19 protein-coding genes are annotated in these 20,748 nt (G+C 44.6%); 11 read left to right on the top strand and 8 right to left on the bottom strand.

Annotated elements, in window-relative coordinates; all coding sequences use genetic code 11:
- Positions 1-13 precede the first annotated feature (13 nt).
- The 8 genes from NI464_RS13505 to NI464_RS13470 all read left to right on the top strand — a co-directional run bounded on the left by NI464_RS13505 (position 14) and on the right by NI464_RS13470 (position 10,560).
- Positions 14-2,056, top strand: a complete 2,043-nt coding sequence (locus NI464_RS13505) for a site-specific recombinase (RefSeq protein ID WP_253139055.1) — start codon at positions 14-16, stop codon at positions 2,054-2,056.
- 158 nt (positions 2,057-2,214) lie between these two features.
- Positions 2,215-2,817 (top strand): phosphatase PAP2 family protein, encoded by a 603-nt coding sequence (locus tag NI464_RS13500; RefSeq protein ID WP_195725702.1) that lies wholly within the window; start codon positions 2,215-2,217, stop codon positions 2,815-2,817.
- A 36-nt stretch (positions 2,818-2,853) separates the two neighbouring features.
- Complete coding sequence (locus NI464_RS13495) at positions 2,854-4,101, top strand: efflux RND transporter periplasmic adaptor subunit (protein WP_253139052.1); 1,248 nt, start codon at positions 2,854-2,856, stop codon at positions 4,099-4,101.
- A gap of 13 nt (positions 4,102-4,114) precedes the next feature.
- Positions 4,115-7,291 (top strand): efflux RND transporter permease subunit, encoded by a 3,177-nt coding sequence (locus NI464_RS13490; RefSeq protein ID WP_253139050.1) that lies wholly within the window; start codon positions 4,115-4,117, stop codon positions 7,289-7,291.
- Positions 7,291-8,757, top strand: coding sequence for a multidrug efflux RND transporter AdeIJK outer membrane channel subunit AdeK (adeK, locus tag NI464_RS13485; protein WP_253139047.1), 1,467 nt, complete (start codon positions 7,291-7,293; stop codon positions 8,755-8,757). The genes NI464_RS13490 and adeK overlap by 1 nt, the downstream gene beginning before the upstream one ends.
- 107 nt (positions 8,758-8,864) lie before the next feature.
- Positions 8,865-9,221, top strand: a complete 357-nt coding sequence (locus NI464_RS13480) for a YbjQ family protein (protein ID WP_005104015.1) — start codon at positions 8,865-8,867, stop codon at positions 9,219-9,221.
- Positions 9,222-9,224: 3 nt separating this feature from the next.
- Positions 9,225-9,653, top strand: coding sequence for a YbjQ family protein (locus NI464_RS13475; RefSeq protein WP_253139044.1), 429 nt, complete (start codon positions 9,225-9,227; stop codon positions 9,651-9,653).
- Positions 9,654-9,885: 232 nt separating this feature from the next.
- A complete protein-coding gene (locus tag NI464_RS13470) occupies positions 9,886-10,560 on the top strand; it encodes a DUF1345 domain-containing protein (RefSeq protein WP_253139041.1) in 675 nt (224 codons plus the stop codon).
- A 120-nt stretch (positions 10,561-10,680) separates the two neighbouring features.
- Here NI464_RS13470 and NI464_RS13465 read toward each other — a convergent pair whose 3' ends face one another.
- From NI464_RS13465 to NI464_RS13455, 3 genes are all read right to left on the bottom strand, one after another.
- A complete protein-coding gene (locus tag NI464_RS13465) occupies positions 10,681-11,178 on the bottom strand; it encodes a DUF2505 family protein (protein WP_004280652.1) in 498 nt (165 codons plus the stop codon).
- A 149-nt stretch (positions 11,179-11,327) separates the two neighbouring features.
- Positions 11,328-11,603 (bottom strand): hypothetical protein, encoded by a 276-nt coding sequence (locus tag NI464_RS13460; protein WP_004280654.1) that lies wholly within the window; start codon positions 11,601-11,603, stop codon positions 11,328-11,330.
- A 259-nt stretch (positions 11,604-11,862) separates the two neighbouring features.
- Positions 11,863-12,348, bottom strand: coding sequence for a hypothetical protein (locus NI464_RS13455; RefSeq protein ID WP_005265913.1), 486 nt, complete (start codon positions 12,346-12,348; stop codon positions 11,863-11,865).
- Between the two features lie 371 nt (positions 12,349-12,719).
- Between NI464_RS13455 and NI464_RS13450 the strand changes: the two genes are divergently transcribed.
- Entirely contained in the window at positions 12,720-13,187 is a 468-nt protein-coding gene (locus NI464_RS13450) for a GNAT family N-acetyltransferase (RefSeq protein ID WP_338149653.1), read from the top strand.
- Here NI464_RS13450 and NI464_RS13445 read toward each other — a convergent pair.
- The 5 genes from NI464_RS13445 to NI464_RS13425 all read right to left on the bottom strand — a co-directional run bounded on the left by NI464_RS13445 (position 13,184) and on the right by NI464_RS13425 (position 18,009).
- Entirely contained in the window at positions 13,184-14,995 is a 1,812-nt protein-coding gene (locus tag NI464_RS13445) for a sensor domain-containing diguanylate cyclase (RefSeq protein WP_253139035.1), read from the bottom strand. The two genes, NI464_RS13450 and NI464_RS13445, sit on opposite strands and share 4 nt — an antisense overlap.
- 241 nt (positions 14,996-15,236) lie before the next feature.
- On the bottom strand, positions 15,237-15,575 hold the full coding sequence (locus NI464_RS13440) for an FKBP-type peptidyl-prolyl cis-trans isomerase (protein ID WP_004280661.1): 339 nt from the start codon (positions 15,573-15,575) through the stop codon (positions 15,237-15,239).
- An 85-nt stretch (positions 15,576-15,660) separates the two neighbouring features.
- Positions 15,661-16,284, bottom strand: coding sequence for an MgtC/SapB family protein (locus NI464_RS13435; protein WP_253139032.1), 624 nt, complete (start codon positions 16,282-16,284; stop codon positions 15,661-15,663).
- 85 nt (positions 16,285-16,369) lie between these two features.
- Positions 16,370-16,900 (bottom strand): YaeQ family protein, encoded by a 531-nt coding sequence (locus tag NI464_RS13430; protein ID WP_044108573.1) that lies wholly within the window; start codon positions 16,898-16,900, stop codon positions 16,370-16,372.
- A gap of 101 nt (positions 16,901-17,001) precedes the next feature.
- Positions 17,002-18,009: a CobW family GTP-binding protein gene (locus NI464_RS13425; RefSeq protein WP_253139031.1), complete on the bottom strand. Its 1,008-nt coding sequence runs from the start codon at positions 18,007-18,009 to the stop codon at positions 17,002-17,004.
- Positions 18,010-18,400: 391 nt separating this feature from the next.
- Between NI464_RS13425 and NI464_RS13420 the strand changes: the two genes are divergently transcribed.
- Positions 18,401-18,634: a hypothetical protein gene (locus tag NI464_RS13420; protein ID WP_253139029.1), complete on the top strand. Its 234-nt coding sequence runs from the start codon at positions 18,401-18,403 to the stop codon at positions 18,632-18,634.
- A 352-nt stretch (positions 18,635-18,986) separates the two neighbouring features.
- Positions 18,987-20,591: a bifunctional 3-(3-hydroxy-phenyl)propionate/3-hydroxycinnamic acid hydroxylase gene (locus NI464_RS13415; RefSeq protein WP_253139027.1), complete on the top strand. Its 1,605-nt coding sequence runs from the start codon at positions 18,987-18,989 to the stop codon at positions 20,589-20,591.
- The last annotated feature ends 157 nt before the right edge of the window (positions 20,592-20,748 follow it).

Raw genomic sequence — 20,748 nt, 5'->3', positions numbered from 1 at the left:
TTTAAACTCGCCTATGCATATTAATTTTCTAGATCTTTTTCAAAACATGCAACACCAGCTTGAACAACCTCGGGCGGTGCTGGATGAAAATCTTCTGATTGAACTGGTTGAAAGAATCAGACCTGAAGACAGCAGAAATACCGAAGAGATCGAAGCGAAATTCAATGCATTTATCCGGGCTTTATTACTCACCCCGAATGCGGTTGCCACGCTTCAAACCTTTACCCTGCGGATCATTAACCGCTATAAACAGACCGGTCTGTTTTCCGATACCGGCATTTTGTCTCTAGATGGATTCTGGAACCAGCTAAACCAGCGCCTTGGTGCACATGTCTTGCCGCTGATTCCTGACCATCAACAACTTCAGGAATTATTTCGCAAGGTTTTTTATCAACGTACTGATAAATACTGGCTAGACTATTTTGATGAAGATGACTGGCAACGTTTATTTGCAGTCCTGAATCAGGGACATTCCAATCAACCTGAAAAAACCCGGATTAAAGACCAGCTGATCAAGGCACTGACCATTTTGTCGTACCGGATCAGTGGTATTGGTCTGCACCCTGAATTTATTAATGCCCAGCCTGAACTGATGGAATACGAATCTCCTTTTCTGGTGCAGAATCGTGAGATTAACGAGTTTATTCAGGAATATAAAAAACGTTATAACACAGTCACCCTGGTCGATTCGATTACCCCACCGGATGCCTCACAAGCGCTGGTGATGCTGGAACAATGTCATGATGTCGTGGCCAAGATTCGCCGTTCTACCAAGCGGACTGGCGTCAGTGTCAGCCTGACCTATATGCTGGCACTGCTAGAACAGTGTCTGGAACGGGTTGAGATTCTGCTGAATATGGTTATGGATGACGATGATCTGCGTTATCAATCCATTGGCCTGTTTATGGCGGACATTACTGAAGCAATTTATAGTGAACGCAGTGTGCGGGCCCTGCTGGCTACCAATAGTGAACTTTTAGCTTTACAGGTCACTGAAAATGCCAGCAAGACTGGTGAACATTATGTGAGTACCGACAAGCAAGGCTTTCTGGCCATGTATAAATCGGCTGCAGGGGCTGGTGCCATCATCGCAACGATGGCCACCTTAAAAGTTCTGATGACACGCCTCACCATGGCCCCTTTGATGCAGGCCTTTAGCTATAGCATGAACTATTCACTAGGTTTTATGCTGATTCATGTGCTGCATTTTACCGTGGCAACCAAACAACCGGCGATGACTGCCGCTGCACTGGCTGCTACCGTACAGCAGCGTAAAGGCTCGAAAATGGCTCAAATTGCCGAGCTGGCTGCGCTGATTGTAAATATCATCCGCACCCAGTTTGTCGCCATTTTGGGCAATATTTCTATTGCAATTCCCGTAGCAGCATTGATTACCCTGCTGTGGGATTTTGCGCTGCATGAACCTTTAATGAATCATGCCAAGGCTGCCAAAACCCTACATGACCTGAATCCGTTTACTTCATTGGCGATTCCACATGCAGCGATTGCCGGAGTATGTTTATTCCTGTCCGGATTATTGGCCGGTTATTTTGACAATATGGCCGTTTATCGCAAAGTCGGCCCGCGACTGAAAGCCCATGTGCGTTTATCGCAGCTGATGGGGCAAGAGCGTCTTTACCGTTTTGCTGACTATATTGAACGTAATCTGGGTGCACTGGCGGGTAATTTTATTTTCGGGATCATGCTCGGCAGTATGGGCACCATTGGTTTTATTCTGGGGTTGCCGCTCGATATCCGCCATATTGCCTTTGCCTCGGCCAACTTTATTCAGGGCCTGATCAATATTAATGGCCCGGATATTGGCTTGATTGTGGTGTCTTTCCTCGGTGTATTGTTGATTGGCCTGACCAACTTATTTGTCAGTTTCAGTTTGACCATTATTGTGGCCTTACGTGCACGACGGGTACGTTTTGAACAGTGGAAACCGTTGGCAAAACTGGTCATGACTCACTTCCTGACCCGGCCAAGTGATTTCTTCTGGCCACCCAAGCAAAGCATTGAAATTGACGAAAATCATACATCGACAAAATCTTAAAACTGCGACAATTACAGTATATTTAGCAACAAATTCCTTACTAAAAAAATGGAATTCGCATAAAATACGCACACTTGAAAAAAAGTGTACTGACAAGTACACTTCTAATCCAGACAATTAACCGATCTGCGAACGGTTAAGGGACAAGGATTTTTGGCATGCATTACTTGTTACTTTTTGTCGGTATTTTATTTTTAATTTTCAGTGTGTTCATCCTGAATATTCCCGCTTTAAGCAAGCTCGACTTGCAGGCTGTGGAATGGATGAGTCTGTATCGCACCGAGTTTTGGAATCAAATTACTCAGTCCTTATCCCTAATAGGTGGCATGCCATTTGTATTATTTTTATCCACACTATGGTGTATTGCATTGCTGTGGTATAAAAAGTATACAAACGCAATTTTTATATGTATCGGAATTATCGGAGGAATTCTCCTAGCTTGGCTGTTGAAATTTACGATTGCCCGACCCCGACCACCAGAATCCTTGCATCTGGTTGAAAGCTTTGGAAGTTCCTTTCCAAGTGCCCATAGTCTATATGCGGCCTGTCTGGCTTGTCTGGCAATTTACATCCATCGGCAACATTCCCGTTATACCCTCATCGTGATCGGTGCAGTGGTATGGATGCTGATGATGGGGATCTCAAGAGTTTATCTGGGCGTACATTTTCCTTCAGATGTCATATCCGGCTGGAGTATCAGTTTTATTTGGATTTCGTTGTGGTATATGGTCTGGATCAGATATTGCGCGGCTCACAAATAAGAAAATTTAGATATAAATCTAATTAGAGGTGGAATAATGATGTCTGCAAAGCTTTGGGCACCTGCCCTGACTGCTTGCGCATTGGCAACAAGTCTTGCACTTGTTGGTTGTAGCAAAGATCCTAAAGAGGGCCAGCAAGCTGGTGCTCAACAACAAATGCCACCGACTGAAGTCGGTGTTCTTGTTGCACAACCGCAAAGTGTAGAGCAGTCTGTAGAGCTCTCAGGTCGTACAACAGCATTTGAAATTTCAGACGTACGTCCACAAGCCAGTGGCGTGGTGCTTAAACGCTTGTTCACGGAAGGCAGCTATGTGCGTGAAGGTCAGGCCTTGTATGAAATCGATTCAAGTACCAACCGCACTACAGTAGACAATGCCCGTGCAGCGATTGCCCGTGCTGAAGCCAATCTGGGCGTATTGCGTGTGAAGGAAGGCCGTTACCGTCAACTGGTCGGTACCAATGCCATTTCCAAACAGGAATATGATGACATCGCGGCACAGGTCAAACTGGCTGAAGCTGATTTGAATGCCAATCGCGCAACTTTGCGTAATGCAGAAATCAACCTAGGCTATTCGACTGTACGTGCTCCGATTTCGGGCCAGACCAACCGTTCGTCTGTGACGGCGGGTGCTTTGGTGACAGCAAATCAGCCAGAGCCATTGGTGACGATTCAACGTCTAGATCCAATCTATGTAGATATCAACCAGTCAAGTGCCGAGCTTTTACGTTTACGTCAACAGCTTAATCAAGGCAGCTTGAACAGCTCGAACAACACCAAAGTCAAGTTAAAGCTTGAAGATGGCAGTATCTATCCGGTTGAAGGCCGTCTTGCATTCTCTGATGCCAGCGTGAACCCTGAAACAGGTACTGTGACTTTACGTGCAGTATTCCCGAACAAAAATCACCTGCTTCTACCAGGTATGTTTGCCACTGCACAAATCGTACAGGGTGAAGTACCGAATGCTTTCCTGATTCCGCAAGCAGCTTTGACTCGTACTCCAACAGGTCAGGCGATGGCGATGCTGGTCGGTGCTGACAATAAAGTGACGCCACGTCCAGTGACCACCGTTGGTTCCCAAGGCAGCAACTGGATTGTGACCGAAGGTCTGAATCCAGGCGATAGAGTGATTGTAGATGGTATTGCGAAAGTAAAACCTGAACAGCAAGTTGTACCAAAACCTTATCAACCTCAAGCTGCTGCACCGCAACAGCCTGCAGCCAGCGAGAAAAAGGCAGATGATGCTAAAGAGAAACCTGAACAAAAACCTGCTGCAAATGCATAAGGAGTAATGGTTCATGGCTCAATTCTTTATTCATCGCCCGATTTTCGCTTGGGTGATTGCATTGGTGATTATGCTGGCGGGTATTTTAACCATCAGTAAAATGCCGATTGCACAATATCCAACCATCGCACCACCAACCGTAACCATTTCTGCGACTTATCCGGGTGCATCTGCTGAAACTGTTGAAAATACAGTGACCCAGATCATCGAGCAGCAGATGAACGGTATGGATGGCTTGCGCTATATCTCGTCTAACAGTGCGGGTAATGGTTCTTCGTCTATTTCCTTGAACTTTGACCAGGGTGTCGATCCTGATATCGCACAGGTTCAGGTTCAAAACAAATTACAGTCTGCGACTGCCCTGCTGCCTGAAGATGTACAGCGTCAGGGTGTGCGGGTGACCAAATCGGGTGCCAGCTTCCTACAAGTTTTGGCATTCTATTCACCTGATAGCAGCCTGACCGCAGATGACATCAAAGACTATGTTAACTCGAATATTGCTGAGCCTTTAAGCCGTGTGGCCGGGGTTGGTGAAGTTCAGGTCTTTGGTGGTTCTTATGCGATGCGTATCTGGCTGGATCCAGCCAAAATGGCCAGCCTGCAAGTGACGCCAAGTGATATTGCTACTGCAATCCGTACCCAAAACGCACAGGTTGCCGTAGGTCAGTTGGGTGGTGCGCCTGCAGTTCAAGGACAAGTGTTAAATGCGACGGTAACGGCTCAAAGTCTGTTACAAACGCCGGAACAGTTCAGCAATATCTTCCTGAAAAATGCCACTTCAGGTGCGCAGGTTCGCTTAGGTGATGTTGCACGAGTTGAACTTGGTGCAGATAACTATCAGTTCGATTCTAAATTTAATGGCAAACCGGCTGGTGGTGTAGCAATCAAGCTCGCGACTGGTGCCAATGCCCTGGATACCGCACAAGCGGTTGAAGAGCGTTTAAAACAGTTACGTCCGAACTATCCGCAAGGCATGGTCGACCAACTGGCGTTTGATACAACACCATTTATTGAACTGTCGATTAAGAGTGTAGTTAAAACCCTGATCGAAGCGATTATTCTGGTGTTCCTGGTCATGTTCCTGTTCTTGCAGAACTGGCGTGCCACCATCATTCCAACCATGGCGGTTCCAGTCGTTGTATTAGGTACATTTGCCGTCATTAACATCTTTGGCTTCTCGATTAATACCCTGACCATGTTTGCCATGGTGTTGGCGATTGGTCTTCTGGTCGATGACGCGATTGTTGTGGTCGAGAACGTCGAACGGGTCATGGTGGAAGAACATCTCGATCCGGTGGCTGCAACTGAAAAATCAATGAAACAGATTTCTGGCGCATTGATTGGTATTACCTCGGTGCTGTCGGCAGTATTCGTTCCAATGGCTTTCTTCGGTGGAACCACCGGGGTCATTTATCGCCAGTTCTCGATTACGCTGGTAACAGCGATGGTCTTGTCACTGGTGGTTGCCTTAACCTTTACCCCTGCCCTATGTGCGACCCTGCTGAAACAGCATGATCCGAACAAGCCGGAAAGTAATGGTATTTTTGCGCGTTTCTTCCGCTGGTTTAATAGCAGTTTTGATAAGGTCTCTGTGAAATATCAGGGCGGCGTCAACCGTATGACTCACAGCAAGATTTTCTCAGGCGTGGTGTATGCCGTGGTACTGGGTATTATTGTGCTGTTGTTCCAGAAACTGCCTTCTTCGTTCCTACCTGATGAAGATCAGGGCGTGGTCATGACGCTGGTTCAGTTACCGCCAAATGCTACCTTGGAACGTACCGACAAAGTGGTCAGCACCATGACCAACTATTTCCTGGAAAACGAGAAAGAGCATGTCGAATCCGTCTTTAGTGTGGCAGGTTTCTCCTTCACGGGTGTGGGACAAAACGCAGGTCTGGCATTTATTAAACTGAAAGACTGGTCAGAGCGTCACAGTCCGGAATCTCAAATCGGTGCCATTATTCAACGTGGTATGGCGCTGAACATGATTGTCAAAGATGCGTCTTACATCATGCCACTGCAATTACCTGCAATGCCTGAACTGGGTGTGTCGGCTGGCTTTAACTTACAGCTCAAAGCTGCAAGTGGTCAAAGTCATGATCAGCTCCTGGCAGCACGTAATACGATTCTCGGTCTAGCAGCACAAGACTCGCGTCTGGCTGGTGTACGTCCGAATGGTCAGGAAGATACTCCACAGTACCGTGTCATTGTCGATCATGCACAAGCCGGTGCATTGGGCGTGAGTGTTGCTGAAATTAACAGCACCATGGGTATTGCTTGGGGCGGTTCGTATATCAATGACTTCATTGATCGCGGTCGTGTCAAGAAAGTCTATGTTCAGGGTGAAGCTGGCTCGCGTATGATGCCGGAAGATCTGGACCAATGGTATGTGCGTAATAACCGCGGTGAAATGGTGCCATTCTCGGCGTTTGCTACAGGCGAATGGACCTACGGTTCACCACGTCTTGAGCGTTATAACGGCGTATCGTCCATGAACATTCAGGGTACACCTGCTCCGGGTATCAGCTCAGGTGATGCGATGGTGGCCATGGAAGAAATTGTAGCGAAGTTACCAGAAATGGGCTTGCAAGGTTTCGACTTCGAATGGACAGGTCTATCTTTAGAAGAGCGTGAATCTGGTGCACAGGCGCCGTTCCTGTATGCCTTGTCACTACTGATCGTCTTCTTGTGTTTGGCAGCCCTGTATGAAAGCTGGTCGATTCCGTTCTCGGTTCTAATGGTGGTGCCATTGGGTATTGTTGGTGCATTATTACTTACCTTTGGTGGAATGGTGCTGCTGCAAAACCCGAACCTGTCGAATAACATTTACTTCCAGGTGGCGATTATTGCCGTGATTGGTCTTTCTGCGAAAAACGCGATCTTGATTGTCGAGTTTGCGAAAGAATTGCAGGAACAAGGTGAAGAGTTATTTGAAGCGACCTTGCATGCGGCAAAAATGCGTTTACGTCCAATTATCATGACCACATTGGCCTTTGGTTTTGGTGTATTACCTCTTGCTCTGGCTTCAGGTGCGGGTGCAGGTAGCCAGCACTCAGTCGGTTATGGTGTACTCGGCGGCGTGATCAGCTCGACCCTGTTAGGTATCTTCTTTATCCCGGTATTCTACGTGTGGATTCGAAGTGTCTTTAAATACAAACCAAAACAACAAAATCAGGAGTATAAGTCGTAATGCAAAATGTATGGTCTATTACAGGTCGTAGCATTGCGGTATCTGCCCTTGCGCTTGCTTTGACAGCCTGTCAAAGTATGCGCAGTCCAGAGCCGGTTGCGCAGGCAGATATCCCGAGCAGCTATACCAATGCGTCTGGTACTTCTGTAGCAGAACAAGGTTATAAAAACTTTTTTGCCGATCAGCGCCTGTTACAGGTGCTGGATCTGGCATTAAACAATAACCGTGATTTGCGTATTGCTGCCCTCAATATTCAACGAGCTCAGCAACAGTATCAGATTACTGAAAACAACCAATTACCGACGATTGGTGCCAGTGGTAGCGTATTGCGCCAGGACACCATGAATTCGCAGAATCGCGGTGCAGTGACGACTTATAATGTCGGACTGGGTGTAACTGCGTATGAACTGGATTTTTGGGGACGTGTCCGCAGCTTGCGTGACAATGCGCTGGATAGTTTCCTGGCGACCCAAAGTGCTCGAGATGCGACGCAAATTGCCTTAATTGGTCAGGTGTCTCAGGCTTGGCTCAGCTACTCGTTTGCCAGTGCCAATCTGGCTTTGGCTGAGCAAACGCTGAAAGCTCAGCTTGAATCTTTTAATCTGAACAAAAAACGTTTTGATGTCGGGATCGACAGCGAGCTTCCAGTGCGTCAGGCGCAAATTTCGGTTGAAACAGCACGTAATGATGTTGCGAATTACCGGACTCAGGTGGCACAGGCACAAAACCTGTTAAACCTGCTGGTCGGTCAGCAAGTGCCTGCGAATTTATTACCAGCACAACGCGTGACCCGCATCACTTCCAATACTGCATTGGGTTCAGGCTTGCCAAGTGATCTATTAATTAACCGTCCAGATGTCCGTGCCGCTGAATACCGTCTATCTGCGGCAGGTGCCAATATTGCGGCAGCACGTGCGCGTCTGTTCCCGACAATTAGTCTGACTGGTTCAGCAGGTTATGCCTCTACTGATTTAGGCGACCTGTTTAAGTCGGGCAGTTTTGCTTGGTCATTTGGTCCGAGTCTGGATATTCCAATTTTTGATTGGGGCACCCGTCAGGCCAATATCCGTATTTCTGAAACCGATCAGCAAATTGCCTTGTCAGATTACGAAAAGTCGATTCAGACTGCTTTCCGTGAAGTGAATGATGCTTTGGCGGTACGTCAGAATATTGGTGATCGTCTTGCAGCTCAGCGCCGTCTGGTCGAAGCAACCAACACCACCTATCGCTTGTCGCAGGCACGTTTCCGCGCCGGGATTGACAGCTATCTGACTGTACTGGATGCACAGCGTGCGTCTTATGCAGCAGAACAAGGTTTGTTATTGCTTGAACAGGCCAATCTGAACAATCAGGTTGAAGTCTACAAAACCCTGGGGGGCGGCTTGAAAGTCAATACGACGGATACCTTGCCGAATACACCGTCTGTATCTGAACAGCGCCGTGCGGCAGAACAACCAGCGCAATAAATTCCAGATAGATCAAGAAAAGCTCACTTCAGTGGGCTTTTTTTATTGCATTTTCAAGGCAGTTTTCCTATTGTCATAGACTAGCGATTTATTTAGAAAACATGCACATGTTACTTAGCAATCTGGAATCTGTACCGGGACATACCATTCGCCAGCAAATTGATGTGGTGTATGGCAGTACCGTACGCAGCAAACATGTCGGACGTGACTTACTGGCCGGCCTGAAAAATATTGTCGGTGGTGAGCTTACCGCCTATACTGAACTGCTGGAAGAATCCCGTCAGGAAGCCATGAACCGCATGATTGAAAAAGCCCGCAGCATGGGTGCCAATGCAATTGTCGGCATACGTTTCTCGACCTCTAATATTGCCCAAGGTGCTTCTGAACTCTTTGTTTATGGGACAGCCGTAGTGGTTGATCCGATCATGCCAAAATTGCCCGACCCTTTTCCGCAGGCAGATTAAAACATGGATGGTTTAATTCTCCAGATCATCATTTTTGCCATTCTGTTTAGTGTCGGTTTCGGCTTTGGTCGTTATAACGAAGGCAAACATTTTCGTTATCTGGATGAACAGGAACAACGCCTGGCATATATCCGGATGAACAATAGCCGCTTCGCTGTGTCTGAATATTCCGGACAGATGATCAGCAGCAATGTGGTCATTTCTCATGATTATTTTAAATATGCGATTGCCAATGTGCAGAATATGCTCGGTGGCCGTCTGACCAGCTATGAAAGTGTAGTAGAACGCGCACGACGTGAAGCAATTGTGCGATTAAAACTCGAGGCCGAAAAAATCGGTGCGACTCAGATTATGGGCATTCGGCTCAGCACCACAGAACTCGGTATGCAAGGTGGCATGGTAGAAGTCTTTGCTTATGGCACTGCAATCTAACAACCTGCTCAATCGATCTAAACCTCGGTTCAGAAAAAAATTTATTGAGATGATCACGCCTGCTGCGCGATCCGCGCATTCAAATTGCTCAACTCGAATCAGTTCGACACCTTTAGGATGAAATGTCGTAGAGGAAATAACTAAGGCTGCTACTCAGGCCGTTGCAATCTTCTTTATTGCAAACGGTTCTGTGTTAGGATCTTGAGAAGTCAGCAAAACAAATATAAATGGCATGATGCAGCTTCTTCAATCTATAAAAACGGCACTTCAATCCCGTCTGTATTTCTTTATTATTTTCCCAGCCATTATTGGATTTTATCTGATTTTACAGACAGTCACCCCTTTGAGCTGGTCAAGCTGCCTGTTAATCAGCTGGAATATCGCGATTTACGCTTATTTATTATTGACCATAAAAAAACTCTGGCGTATTGATCATGCTCATATTCTGCAACGCGCCATGCAACAGGATGCCAGTAAATGGATCATTCTGTTTCTGGTGATCATCACCCTGATCATGTGTTTCATTGCGATTATTATTGAAATTAATCATTTACCCAAAGATACCACCATCCGGACCGGCCATTTAATCTTGTCAATTCTGACCATTATTTCAGCCTGGTTCTTGATGCATACGGTTTTTGCAATTCATTATGCGCATGACTTTTATTTGGCGCTCGACAAACAGCAACAAGGTGGTTTAGATTTTCCCAATACCACCAGACCGACTTATCCAGACTTTCTATATTTTAGTTATATCATCGGGACTTCTGCGCAAACTGCAGATGTATCCATTACTTGCCAATCCATGCGGGTTTTAAATACCCTACATTTGCTTTTGGCTTACGGATTCAATACCACCATTCTGGCCATCAGCATTAATGTAACGGCAAACTTTATCAGCACTTAAAAAGTTTTTTGGATAGTGGTAGTGCCCTGAAAATGGCGATCTACCGCCCAATCAGCTACCACTACCCTGCGTCTAACCTGACCAGTTTTTAAATTAGGTCAATCACAGTATTTGATTGCTTCAAGCGGTGAGACCTTTACGCAATTCATCTTCGACGATGCTGAGTTCAATTTCACTAAATTTACGAATCTCACCTTCAGCATGCTTTTCTAGCATGCCACCCAGCAAAGGCACTTTGACTTTGACTGTCCAGTTTAACTGGAACTGGATCTGGTCTTCATCACCAGTGACTGCACGCTGACAGATGGCCTCGATCGGCAAGTTCGCACCGAGTTGTACCGTCGAAGTCATTTCATTCAGATCACTGACATCGGTACGCTGCAAACGGAATGCATCTTTGAGTAATTTTTTTGCGATATCCGGAATATTAACATCCAGATTATAAGCGCGTTTCAGGGTATACATATGCCCCTGCTTTTCCGAAACCAGGATTTCCAAGTTTTGCGCAGGAATTCGATGGCAAACTGCCTCATGCAAACGAATATCATTGGCCAAACGCTTAAATTCATCAATAGACACGCCATTGATAATTGCTTTCACGGTGAACTGATGTGCCATGCTATTTTTTCCTTATTTTTATTACGATATTCGCCTATGCCACTCTCGGCTGATGCGAATAAAAATCAGATACAGAGATGACTCTGCAATTTATATCAACTTTATAGCGGATGTCATTATTCTTTTATCGGGAAATTCCGACAGCCCGGTCAATGTTTGCAACATAGTTTTACTGAAAGCTGTGCCTGTCCACAGCTGATCTGTAGCTGCGCTTCGCCATAATAAATCACGGCATGAAACTCATCGGCACCATCATCTAGACCGGAAACATAGTATTCAGTTCCAGCTGGGAAAGCCTGCAGCCAGTCAGCCTTATAAAAATCCGAGACCGAATCAAACTGCAAATACAGTTCAGGCTCAGCTTCGATCTTCATCGCCAGTGCAATAAACTTCTGTAATTGTGCTTGATGAAAATCAATGATCATAGCGCTCCTGCCTTTTTAGTCCGGATCATTGTTCGCCAGACTTCGTACATTTTAAATGACTATTTCAAGAATAGGATTCACGAGTCTTGAGGTTTTTCTAGCGCAAGATTATGGCTTAAAGGAGATAAATTATATGGGCTATTTCCGCCAAGCGGCAGAAAAAATCTGAGCTAAGGCATGAGATACCTTTTCTGAATTGCAATGGCTTAAGTACGTAGTCTGAGATCTTCAATCGTAGAAAATGACTGAAAGTGGTGTTCTAAGCACAGTCAGAATGCAAAAGTTCCCTACGAATTTCATGCCGGTGCTCTTCTCCAAAACGGTCGACATGGGCATAGAATACGCCATAGCGACCGACATAATATTCCAGTGACTGATCATAAAAATTCCAGAAAATAGACCATTCCCCTAAATCCATCTGACGAATCTGGGTGCCACTGTGCATCGGCATTTTTTGTAATAGTTCTTGCTGTAATTGTTCGGCCTGTGCCCGATTCTCAATATGCACTTGCTGTTGAAAGAATAGCTGTGCCACATCGTCAAACAGCTCCAGTTCATAAGCATCTACCAGATGTACTTGCTGCTCTTGCTCGATGACCTCTTGCTCTGTCATGCTGGAAATCTGTGCCGGTTTTTCTGGACGCTGACGCGCCAGATGGCGCTGAGCTTTATAGATCTTTCTGCCTACGATCCAGGCAGCATTCAACATGAATAAAACACATAACAGGAGCAGTAATTTCAGCATGGTGGATGATCTCATGTGACTAATTTTATTTTTATGGTTATAGGATCAAGATTCATTTGAATAGTCCCTTTTGACCCAGCATACGTCTATTTTTTATACAGTGCAAACTTGAGGCTTATTTTTACTATTTATCTTCTCTGCTTGCTCATTTGTGCCCAGATTCGAACTTCGATTTATTTAAAAATTGATTTACTTTGATTTTTTATTTTTAACTCTGTAATGAGATTTAAGAACTTAAGATAAACAAACAGGACAAATCAGCAACAGAACCGATCTTCACCTGGAAAAATCACAGCAAACATTCTCAAAAAACTACAATATTGTTCTGTTTTTTACCCTCTTCTTTTTTATCCAATAAACCTTCCCTGTAAATGTTCGAGAAAATGAATAAGAGTATGATTCGTGAAGGGAGGGTGGAAGATATACCTCAAATTATTCAGGTCATTCATGACAGCATTCAATCTTGCGTACTGGATCATCAGCGTGAAGAAAGCAAAATTCAAACCTGGCTAGAAAAGTTTGATCATGCCAGCCTGATTGTCGATATGCTGTATAACGATTGCTGGGTTTATCTCATATATGACAAGGTCGTCGGATTCTTATTGGTCAGTGATGCTGGAGAAATCCGGATGCATTATGTGGCCCAACACTGCCAAAGACTGGGGTTCGGCACCGAGTTATTTCAACAAATGCATCGCACTTTATTAAAGAAAAAAATTCATCAGATTGAAATACAGTCTACCCAAACTGCCTTAAGTTATTATCAACACTGCGGCTTTCATCCCCATTCTGCCGAATCAGAAGATGAATCGCGTTATCTGTATAAATATATTTTTTAATCGGCCTCTTTTTCAATTTTCAACTGATCACGTCCTGCCTGTTTGGCGGCATAGAGCTGCACATCTGCCGCTTTCATCAATTCATGAATATCTGCATAGCCATGTTTTTGTTCAACCCAGGCCGCGCCCATACTGACCGTAACATAATCTTTTGCATCTGGCCGATTCAGATGTTCCATACGCTGTTCCCGAATCTGGTTTAACACATTTTCCAGATTTTTCAGGGCAGTTTGAACTGGCATTCCAGTGAGCAGAATCGCAAACTCTTCACCACCATAACGTGCCAGATAGCCAGACGGTGGTAAAGCAGCTTGAATAATCCTAACCAGATTTTTCAGGATTTCATCCCCTTTTAAGTGGCCATAATAGTCATTATAGTTTTTAAAAAAATCGACATCGAGCATGGCAAAAATCAAGGTATGTTGCGGCTGCTGTTGGGTCTGCAAAAACTGCTGCTGGATTTCATGATTTAAGGCACGCCGGTTAAAAGCTCCAGTCAGCGCATCAATATTCATTTGCTGTTCCAGTTTGGCATTCACTTCACGCAGTTGCTGGGTCCGTTCTTTAACTTTTTGATCGAGCGAATTATTGAGGGCGATCAGGTTCAGGTTCAGCTGTTCAGTCTCATAAGTTTGATGTGCATAATGTCTAGACTGCTGAAACATGATTAATAAGGCATAGATACTGGTTGAGATAAAGAACAGATGCGTGGTTTTAATTGCATTGATCAGCAACAGATAATCATTCAAAAAAGTTAGACAGAGGAAAATAATTGCAATCAGATTTAAACGCGAATAATGCTCTTTATAACGTAAGGTCTGATAAAAACCGTAAATAAAATTACCGATGATGACCAAGGCAAAAATCGCACTAAATAGGGCCAGACGTTCAAATATCTCAGGAGGTGAGAATAATGTAAAAATAATATTAAAGACCAGTAATGCCACCGCGATATAATAAATCACCGGATTTAGATAGCGCCGGTTAAACAGATGCATATAACTGAGAAAAAAGAAGGCAGCAATAAAAGTAAACAGATACTCTAAGCGGGCTCCCCACAGCCAGTTGATATTGCTAAATACCGTATAGGCATAAGGTGCAGAAAACAGATTATGCAGGGCCAAAAAGACAATAAACCAGCCAAAAACAAAGATACTTTTACTGTTACGTTCTTGTGATCCCCTGAATACCGAAAATAGAATAGTAAACATCCCCACCCCAAGCACCGCCCCACACACCATGGCGATACTCATCATGAGCTGCTGGAATTGGCGATTGATGGTAGCTGCAACGCCGATCTGCATTGGTCGTTCGAGACCGCCATGCAAGTGGGTATAATTGGAAGCCTGAATGCTTAAGGTAATATACTCAGTGTCTGGAACAAAATAGCCAATACGCGGTGCTTTCTCAGTCACCTGTTTGTCAGGTGTGGTACTGATTTCCCCGAGACGGACAATAAACTGTCCATTGACATATACCCGATAGGCGCCGTATTGGGTTGGAATCCGAATCGCGATGCGTCGCCCGAGAAATTCTTTCGGAATTTTAAAATAACCAATAAAGGTACCGTAGCCAGAGTTTGAACCCGCTAGAGTTTTAAAAGAGGCTGGCAATTCAACTGTTTTTGACTGGAGTACGGGGCTGGGCTGAACAATAAACTGACTCGGATAAAACAGCCATTTTCCCTGCAAGGCACTAGTGCTATGTTCGGTAAAATGAACTTCAGTAATATGGTCGTGAGATTGCTGCTGAAATGACGGCGAAGGGAGTTCATCCTGAGCGATTGCTGAACTTATGATGCAAGTCATCCAGCTCAAGGCACAGACAAATACGAAAAAACAGACATTCCTTATCAAGTTATGCAAATACGTTATATCTCAAAATAATTCTTTATTATTCTTATAATCTACAAGGAATATTTTTGATTTCAAATCTTTTTAGATGTTTTTTGTAGCTTCTCCGGCACAGCTTATTTTGAAGCGACTGCACCGGAACCAGCGTATATCTTTGAATAAAAAATATAACTTATATTCAGCTAGTTAAATCATTTTAATCACGTGTTTTTACATCAAACAGTTCAATTTCAAAAATCAGGTTTGAATTGGCTGGAATGACTTTACCCATTTTACGTTCACCATAGGCCAAATGTGCAGGCACCATCAATTTACGCTTGCCACCAACTTTCATTCCCAGAATACCCTGATCCCAACCTTTGATCACACGACCGGTACCAATGACAGTTTCAAAATAATTACCACGGTCAATAGAGGAATCAAACTTGGTTCCATCTTCTAGCCAGCCGGTATAGTGCGTGGTAATTAAGGCACCTTTTACCGCTTCCTTGCCTTCGCCTACTTTTAAATCAATAATTTCAAGTTCGTTGATCATGGTTATTTACCTGAGAGGAGCATAAAATTCAAAGCTCAGTATAAACTGGAATGCTCTATATTTTTAAGTCTGGGCCATTGATGGGTTAAAAGCTGAGTTCCTGAATATTCTTATCATTGAGTAAATACTGGGTTAATTCTTGATGATTCTTGGCCGATCCCATCAGAATCCAGCGTCCGACAATCTGTTGATCCATTTTTTTTTGTGAGGAATGCACCACTTTTAACTCATAACGTTTAAATAACATTTCGTAGTGATTGGAATCATTTTGATCGAATGGGCAGACGATTTCATAGCTGCGTTCCTGATTCAGAGATTCAATGCCACGCTGAACATACATTAATAGAACCAGCACCGCCATGACAATAAAAGTAGCCCAAATACTTAAGAGTTCATAGCCAGCACCGACTGCCATGCCGAGTGCTGCCGTCATCCAGATCGTGGTTGCGGTGGTAATTCCAGAAATACGGTTATCATCTTTCAGGATAACACCGGCACCCAGAAAACCCAGTCCAGTCAAGACATTGGCGGCCAGCCGGTCAGGATTGGCCACACCTATTTTCAGGGAAATAATGGTAAATAAACAGGAACTCAGACTGACCATAATCATGGTACGCAGTCCGGCAGATTTACTGTGATACTCACGCTCTGCACCAATAATTGCGCCAATCGCGACAGCCAGCAGTAAATCATAAAGTTCATGGTACATGGTGCAGCCCTGCGTATTCTTATCCCTCAGATATACGCAATTTGAGCTACAGGATACAAGTCCAGACTTGCATCCTTATTTGGCCTTATTGTAACTGTTCCCACTCCACCAGCACCTGGCCCTGATCACCGATCAAGGTCCATTCACCATCCATCACATTGAGCTGTAACTGCATGGTGCGTTCGCATAACTGTGGCAATGCGTCGGTGGTTGCGGTAGATAACTTCCACACTTCCACATTTTTTAAGATTTTTAATTTGCTGCTGCGCTTATACCATTCATCCACCGCAGAACCATAGGTGACGACTGCGACCTGCTTGCAACGCGCACTGGCCTTTTTGACTTTATCTTCATCCGGGCTACCGACTTCAATCCATTTGACCAGTTGCCCGGTCAAATCCTTTTCCCACAGTGCCGGTTCATCGGTTTCAAACAGATCCTTGGTGAATTCCAATGCTTCATCGGCATAGCGCGCATAGGCCAGAATACGCACCATTAAACGTTCAATGGTTTCTGAAGGATGCAGCGCCATCGTCAGCTGATAGTCTGCATAACGATGCGTATCCATATCCGCAATATTCAAATCAACCTTATAAATCGTCGCTTTTAACGCCATCACATAATCCTCAAATTTGGCGCCTAGCATATAAGATTTAGCGCTATTTTGCTGAACAGATTTAGGCCAATAATTCATTCAGCGCACTAGAAACAGTACCATTATTTCTCTGGATCCATACGACATTGCATCAGGGCAGTTTCAAAGGCCAGCCAATCCCGTGACTGTTGATAAATCACTTCTACCCGGTTATCAATGCCTTCATCTGCCGACTGATAATTAAACTGCTCAGGATTAAAATTAAAGCTTTTCCAGCCTTGATCCGTATTAAAAATTCCCTTGATTCTGAGCCAGTCTTTTTGTTCACAGAGCAGATCCAGCAGATCATAAAAATTGAATTGCCAGCGTTTTGGGAATTTCCAGCCCGCAACCTGATAACCCTGCGCGCTTTCTACATAATGATAAGGCATTTGCTGAATCACTAAGGGCGTATCTGCTGAACGGGTGATCTGTTGCTGTTTTAACAAAGGCTGAATCTGACGGGCGGAACCCCGATAGTCCTGCTTGATCAGTTCGATATCGAGTTGTCCATGCTCGGTGAACAACCACTGTTGGGCATAAGGTTGATATTCTGTCTGAAGTTGCGTGAGTGCTGCGTGGTCTGCGGTTGTCATCAAGTCAGTATGTGAAATCACCACAATATGCGCTGCCTTGAGTTGGTCTGCGTACAGGTTTTGCTGAGTCCAGTCTCGATCATGCAAACGTGAACCATCTACCACTGTGACCAATGCCTGCATGTTTAAATGACTCTGCCAGTGCGGTTCGGTCAGCTGTTCCAGTAATTGGCCAGGATGCCCCAGTCCGGTAGGTTCGATAAACAGACGATCCGGTTTCACTTCTGACAGCAGGCGTGACAAGGCAATCTGCATCGGCAATTGGCTACTGCAACATAGACAACCACCCAACAGCTCTTTGACCGCATAACCCTGATCTTGCGGCAATAACTGCTGGTCTACCCCAATCTGGCCAAATTCATTCATTAGTACCGCCCAGATTTCCTGTTCCGGTTTTTGCTGTAATAAATGTTTGAGTAGTGTGGTTTTACCTGCACCCAAAAATCCGGAAATGATATGGACAGGAATAGCCTGCGACGCTGACAGAATTTTCAAAATCGACTCTCAAGAGATTGAATAGAAATAGCAATACTCTGCATTATAAAGCACAGTGTGACTTTAAAATGCGTGTTCTTCGCAAACACGGCGTGAAAATCACAGAGATAAAAATTAATGGAATGATCCCAAATTACCAATTTTCTATGTTAACTTTTATTTCAAATTGGATTCTTGAAATATTCACACACACTTTCATTAAATAAAACTCCGCATAATTAACAGAAATAAAACAACTTTCTCAGTTTTGTATCTGCTGGGTTATTCCCTGCGTGTCGCTTTTGTTAATTGATTTGCTCAGTAAATTTTCAGTGCTTAGGATGGGCATCTGTCGAATTGATGTGATGGTCAGCTCGGCAGATTACATGACATGAATAAAAGGATGCCAAAAATGAAATATGCACAAATCTTACTTGCCACTACGCTTACTGCTGCTGCAGCCACCAGTTTTGCTGACAGCAAAACCACAGACGCGAAAACCACCACTGCAGAAGAAAAAGTGATTGTGACTACCCAGGAATTACCTGAATCAAATGCCCCGGTTGCAAGTGCATCTGCAGAGCAGCCTGCTGCCTCTGAAGCTGCTGCGGAAAGCACGCCCCCTGCAAAACCTGCTGCACGTTAAGTGATTGAACGACTCGTTTAATCCTTCAATGAAGATATCAGGGACAGTAATTCTCCAGTAGGCGTTGTCCTATACTGCCCCGATATTATTCGATGCTGAATCATGCTTGATGCTGGTTCAGCATTTTTATTGCACAAAATCTATTTATCACCATAGTCAAAACTGATCATAGAATTAATACGGGCTATCAAATTTTTATTATTTTTATATTTAAATTCAATTACTTATTTTAAAACACCCTATTTTAATCCAATATCATCCATATGCTTAAGCTACTATCGCCTAACTTGTTTCTGGCTTCTAACTGTCCCTTAATAGCATCAAATGCAAGTCGATTGAGTGGACATTCGCTATGAGCAATACTAATTACACTACTGAAGTGGCAATTCTGGGCGCCGGCCCTGTCGGCTTAACCATTGCCAACTATCTGAGCAAGCAAGGCGTAGCTGTCACGATTGTCGAGCAACTGGATAGTTTGATTGATTATCCACGTGCGATTGGAATCGATGATGAATCCTTACGTACCATTCAATCTTTGGGTTTAGTCGATCAAGTCTTACCGCATACCACTCCGAATCATGCGATGCGCTTCTTGACGCCTAAAGGTCGCTGTTTTGCAGATATTCAGCCTTTAACACGTGAGTTTGGTTTCTCGCGCCGTAATGCCTTTATTCAGCCACAAGTCGATAACGTCCTACTGCAAGGCTTAAAGCAATATAAAAACACCCAAGTGCTATTTTCTCGTCAATTGACCCAGTTTAGTCAAGATGCTGACGGCGTAACACTCAATCTGCAAAATAAAGAGGGCGATGCAGAAACCATCCGCGCTCAATATCTGATTGCCTGTGATGGCGGTAATTCTTATGTGCGCCGCAACCTGGGCATTGCCTTTGAAGGTGAAACCGCACCGAATCAATGGATCGTGATTGACCTTGAGAATGATCCGCTTGCTACACCACATATTTACTTATGTTGTGATCCGGTTCGTCCTTATGTATCAGCCGCATTGCCACATGGTATTCGCCGGTTTGAATTTATGGTTATGCCGGGTGAAACGCAGGAAGAACTGAGCAAACCGGAAAATATTGCCAAACTTCTTTCTAAGGTTTTACCAAGCACAGATGGTATCGAAGTGATCCGTCAGCGTGTCTATACCCATAATGCTCGTATTGCCGACAAGTTCCGTGTCGACCGTATTTTACTTGCCGGTGATGCAGCGCACATTATGCCGGTATGGCAAGGTCAGGGTTATAACAGCGGTATGCGTGATGCCTTTAATCTGGCTTGGAAAATGGCGCTGGTTGTTCAAGGCAAAGCTGGCCCAGCACTTTTAGATTCTTATCAGATCGAACGTAAAGACCATGCCAAGGCGATGATTGACCTGTCGGTGATGGCAGGTCACGTATTGGCACCACCGAAAAAATGGCAAGGTTTTGTTCGTGACGGCATTGCCTATGCCCTGAACTATATCAAACCGATCAAGCAGTATCTGCTGGAAATGCGCTTCAAACCAATGCCGAAATATCATGACGGCGCACTTTTGAGTAACGGAACCAAAAACTCTCCGGTTGGCAAGATGTTTATCCAGCCTCAGGTTCAACTTGCTTCGGGTGAAACCGTATTACTGGATGAAGTGATCGGCAATGATTTTGCGATTATTGCCTGGGGTGTCGATCCGAAATGGGGTTTGAGTCCAGAAACGTTGCAACAGTGGAAAACGCTCGGGGTGAAATTCATTCAGGTAATTCCTGCGGTGCAATTGCAAAATAGCCAACGCAAAGAGTATGAAGATGTCATTACCATTGGTGATATCGGCACAGATATCCGCTCGTGGTTTGGCAACACGTCTGATTCAGTTGTAATCTTGCGTCCTGACCGTTTCGTGGCTGCGCTGGCCATTCCTCAATCGATGGAAAGCACCAGCCAGCAACTGTTTAAAAAGCTTTACCTGCAATAATATTAGGGTCACCTTTGACCACGCTTCGGCGTGGTTTTTTTTATTGTTTTTAGATATCCCGGACAATAGACCTCTTTCATAAATCATTTTTTACTCAGCTCCAAGTTATAAATTCCAGCAATTAGATTGAATCTCAAACCGAGTCTTTTAGCTCTAT

Origin of the sequence: Acinetobacter lwoffii (genome assembly GCF_024129685.1) — a bacterium.
GTDB lineage: Bacteria > Pseudomonadota > Gammaproteobacteria > Pseudomonadales > Moraxellaceae > Acinetobacter > Acinetobacter lwoffii_X.
Note: the sequence above shows the minus strand (reverse complement) of the source record. Positions and strands in the feature narration are given on the sequence as shown.

Bases quoted from the DNA above. Each gene is read 5' to 3' on its own strand.
- NI464_RS13430 (WP_044108573.1), bottom strand. From the start codon at position 16,900: ATGGCGTTAAAAGCGACGATTTATAAGGTTGATTTGAATATTGCGGAT.
- NI464_RS13495 (WP_253139052.1), top strand. From the start codon at position 2,854: ATGATGTCTGCAAAGCTTTGGGCACCTGCCCTGACTGCTTGCGCATTG.
- NI464_RS13475 (WP_253139044.1), top strand. From the start codon at position 9,225: ATGGATGGTTTAATTCTCCAGATCATCATTTTTGCCATTCTGTTTAGT.
- NI464_RS13480 (WP_005104015.1), top strand. From the start codon at position 8,865: ATGTTACTTAGCAATCTGGAATCTGTACCGGGACATACCATTCGCCAG.
- NI464_RS13465 (WP_004280652.1), bottom strand. From the start codon at position 11,178: ATGGCACATCAGTTCACCGTGAAAGCAATTATCAATGGCGTGTCTATT.
- NI464_RS13415 (WP_253139027.1), top strand. From the start codon at position 18,987: ATGAGCAATACTAATTACACTACTGAAGTGGCAATTCTGGGCGCCGGC.
- NI464_RS13490 (WP_253139050.1), top strand. From the start codon at position 4,115: ATGGCTCAATTCTTTATTCATCGCCCGATTTTCGCTTGGGTGATTGCA.
- NI464_RS13505 (WP_253139055.1), top strand. From the start codon at position 14: ATGCATATTAATTTTCTAGATCTTTTTCAAAACATGCAACACCAGCTT.
- NI464_RS13440 (WP_004280661.1), bottom strand. From the start codon at position 15,575: ATGATCAACGAACTTGAAATTATTGATTTAAAAGTAGGCGAAGGCAAG.
- NI464_RS13455 (WP_005265913.1), bottom strand. From the start codon at position 12,348: ATGCTGAAATTACTGCTCCTGTTATGTGTTTTATTCATGTTGAATGCT.
- NI464_RS13460 (WP_004280654.1), bottom strand. From the start codon at position 11,603: ATGATCATTGATTTTCATCAAGCACAATTACAGAAGTTTATTGCACTG.
- NI464_RS13445 (WP_253139035.1), bottom strand. From the start codon at position 14,995: ATGACTTGCATCATAAGTTCAGCAATCGCTCAGGATGAACTCCCTTCG.
- NI464_RS13500 (WP_195725702.1), top strand. From the start codon at position 2,215: ATGCATTACTTGTTACTTTTTGTCGGTATTTTATTTTTAATTTTCAGT.
- adeK (WP_253139047.1), top strand. From the start codon at position 7,291: ATGCAAAATGTATGGTCTATTACAGGTCGTAGCATTGCGGTATCTGCC.
- NI464_RS13420 (WP_253139029.1), top strand. From the start codon at position 18,401: ATGAAATATGCACAAATCTTACTTGCCACTACGCTTACTGCTGCTGCA.
- NI464_RS13470 (WP_253139041.1), top strand. From the start codon at position 9,886: ATGATGCAGCTTCTTCAATCTATAAAAACGGCACTTCAATCCCGTCTG.
- NI464_RS13450 (WP_338149653.1), top strand. From the start codon at position 12,720: ATGTTCGAGAAAATGAATAAGAGTATGATTCGTGAAGGGAGGGTGGAA.
- NI464_RS13435 (WP_253139032.1), bottom strand. From the start codon at position 16,284: ATGTACCATGAACTTTATGATTTACTGCTGGCTGTCGCGATTGGCGCA.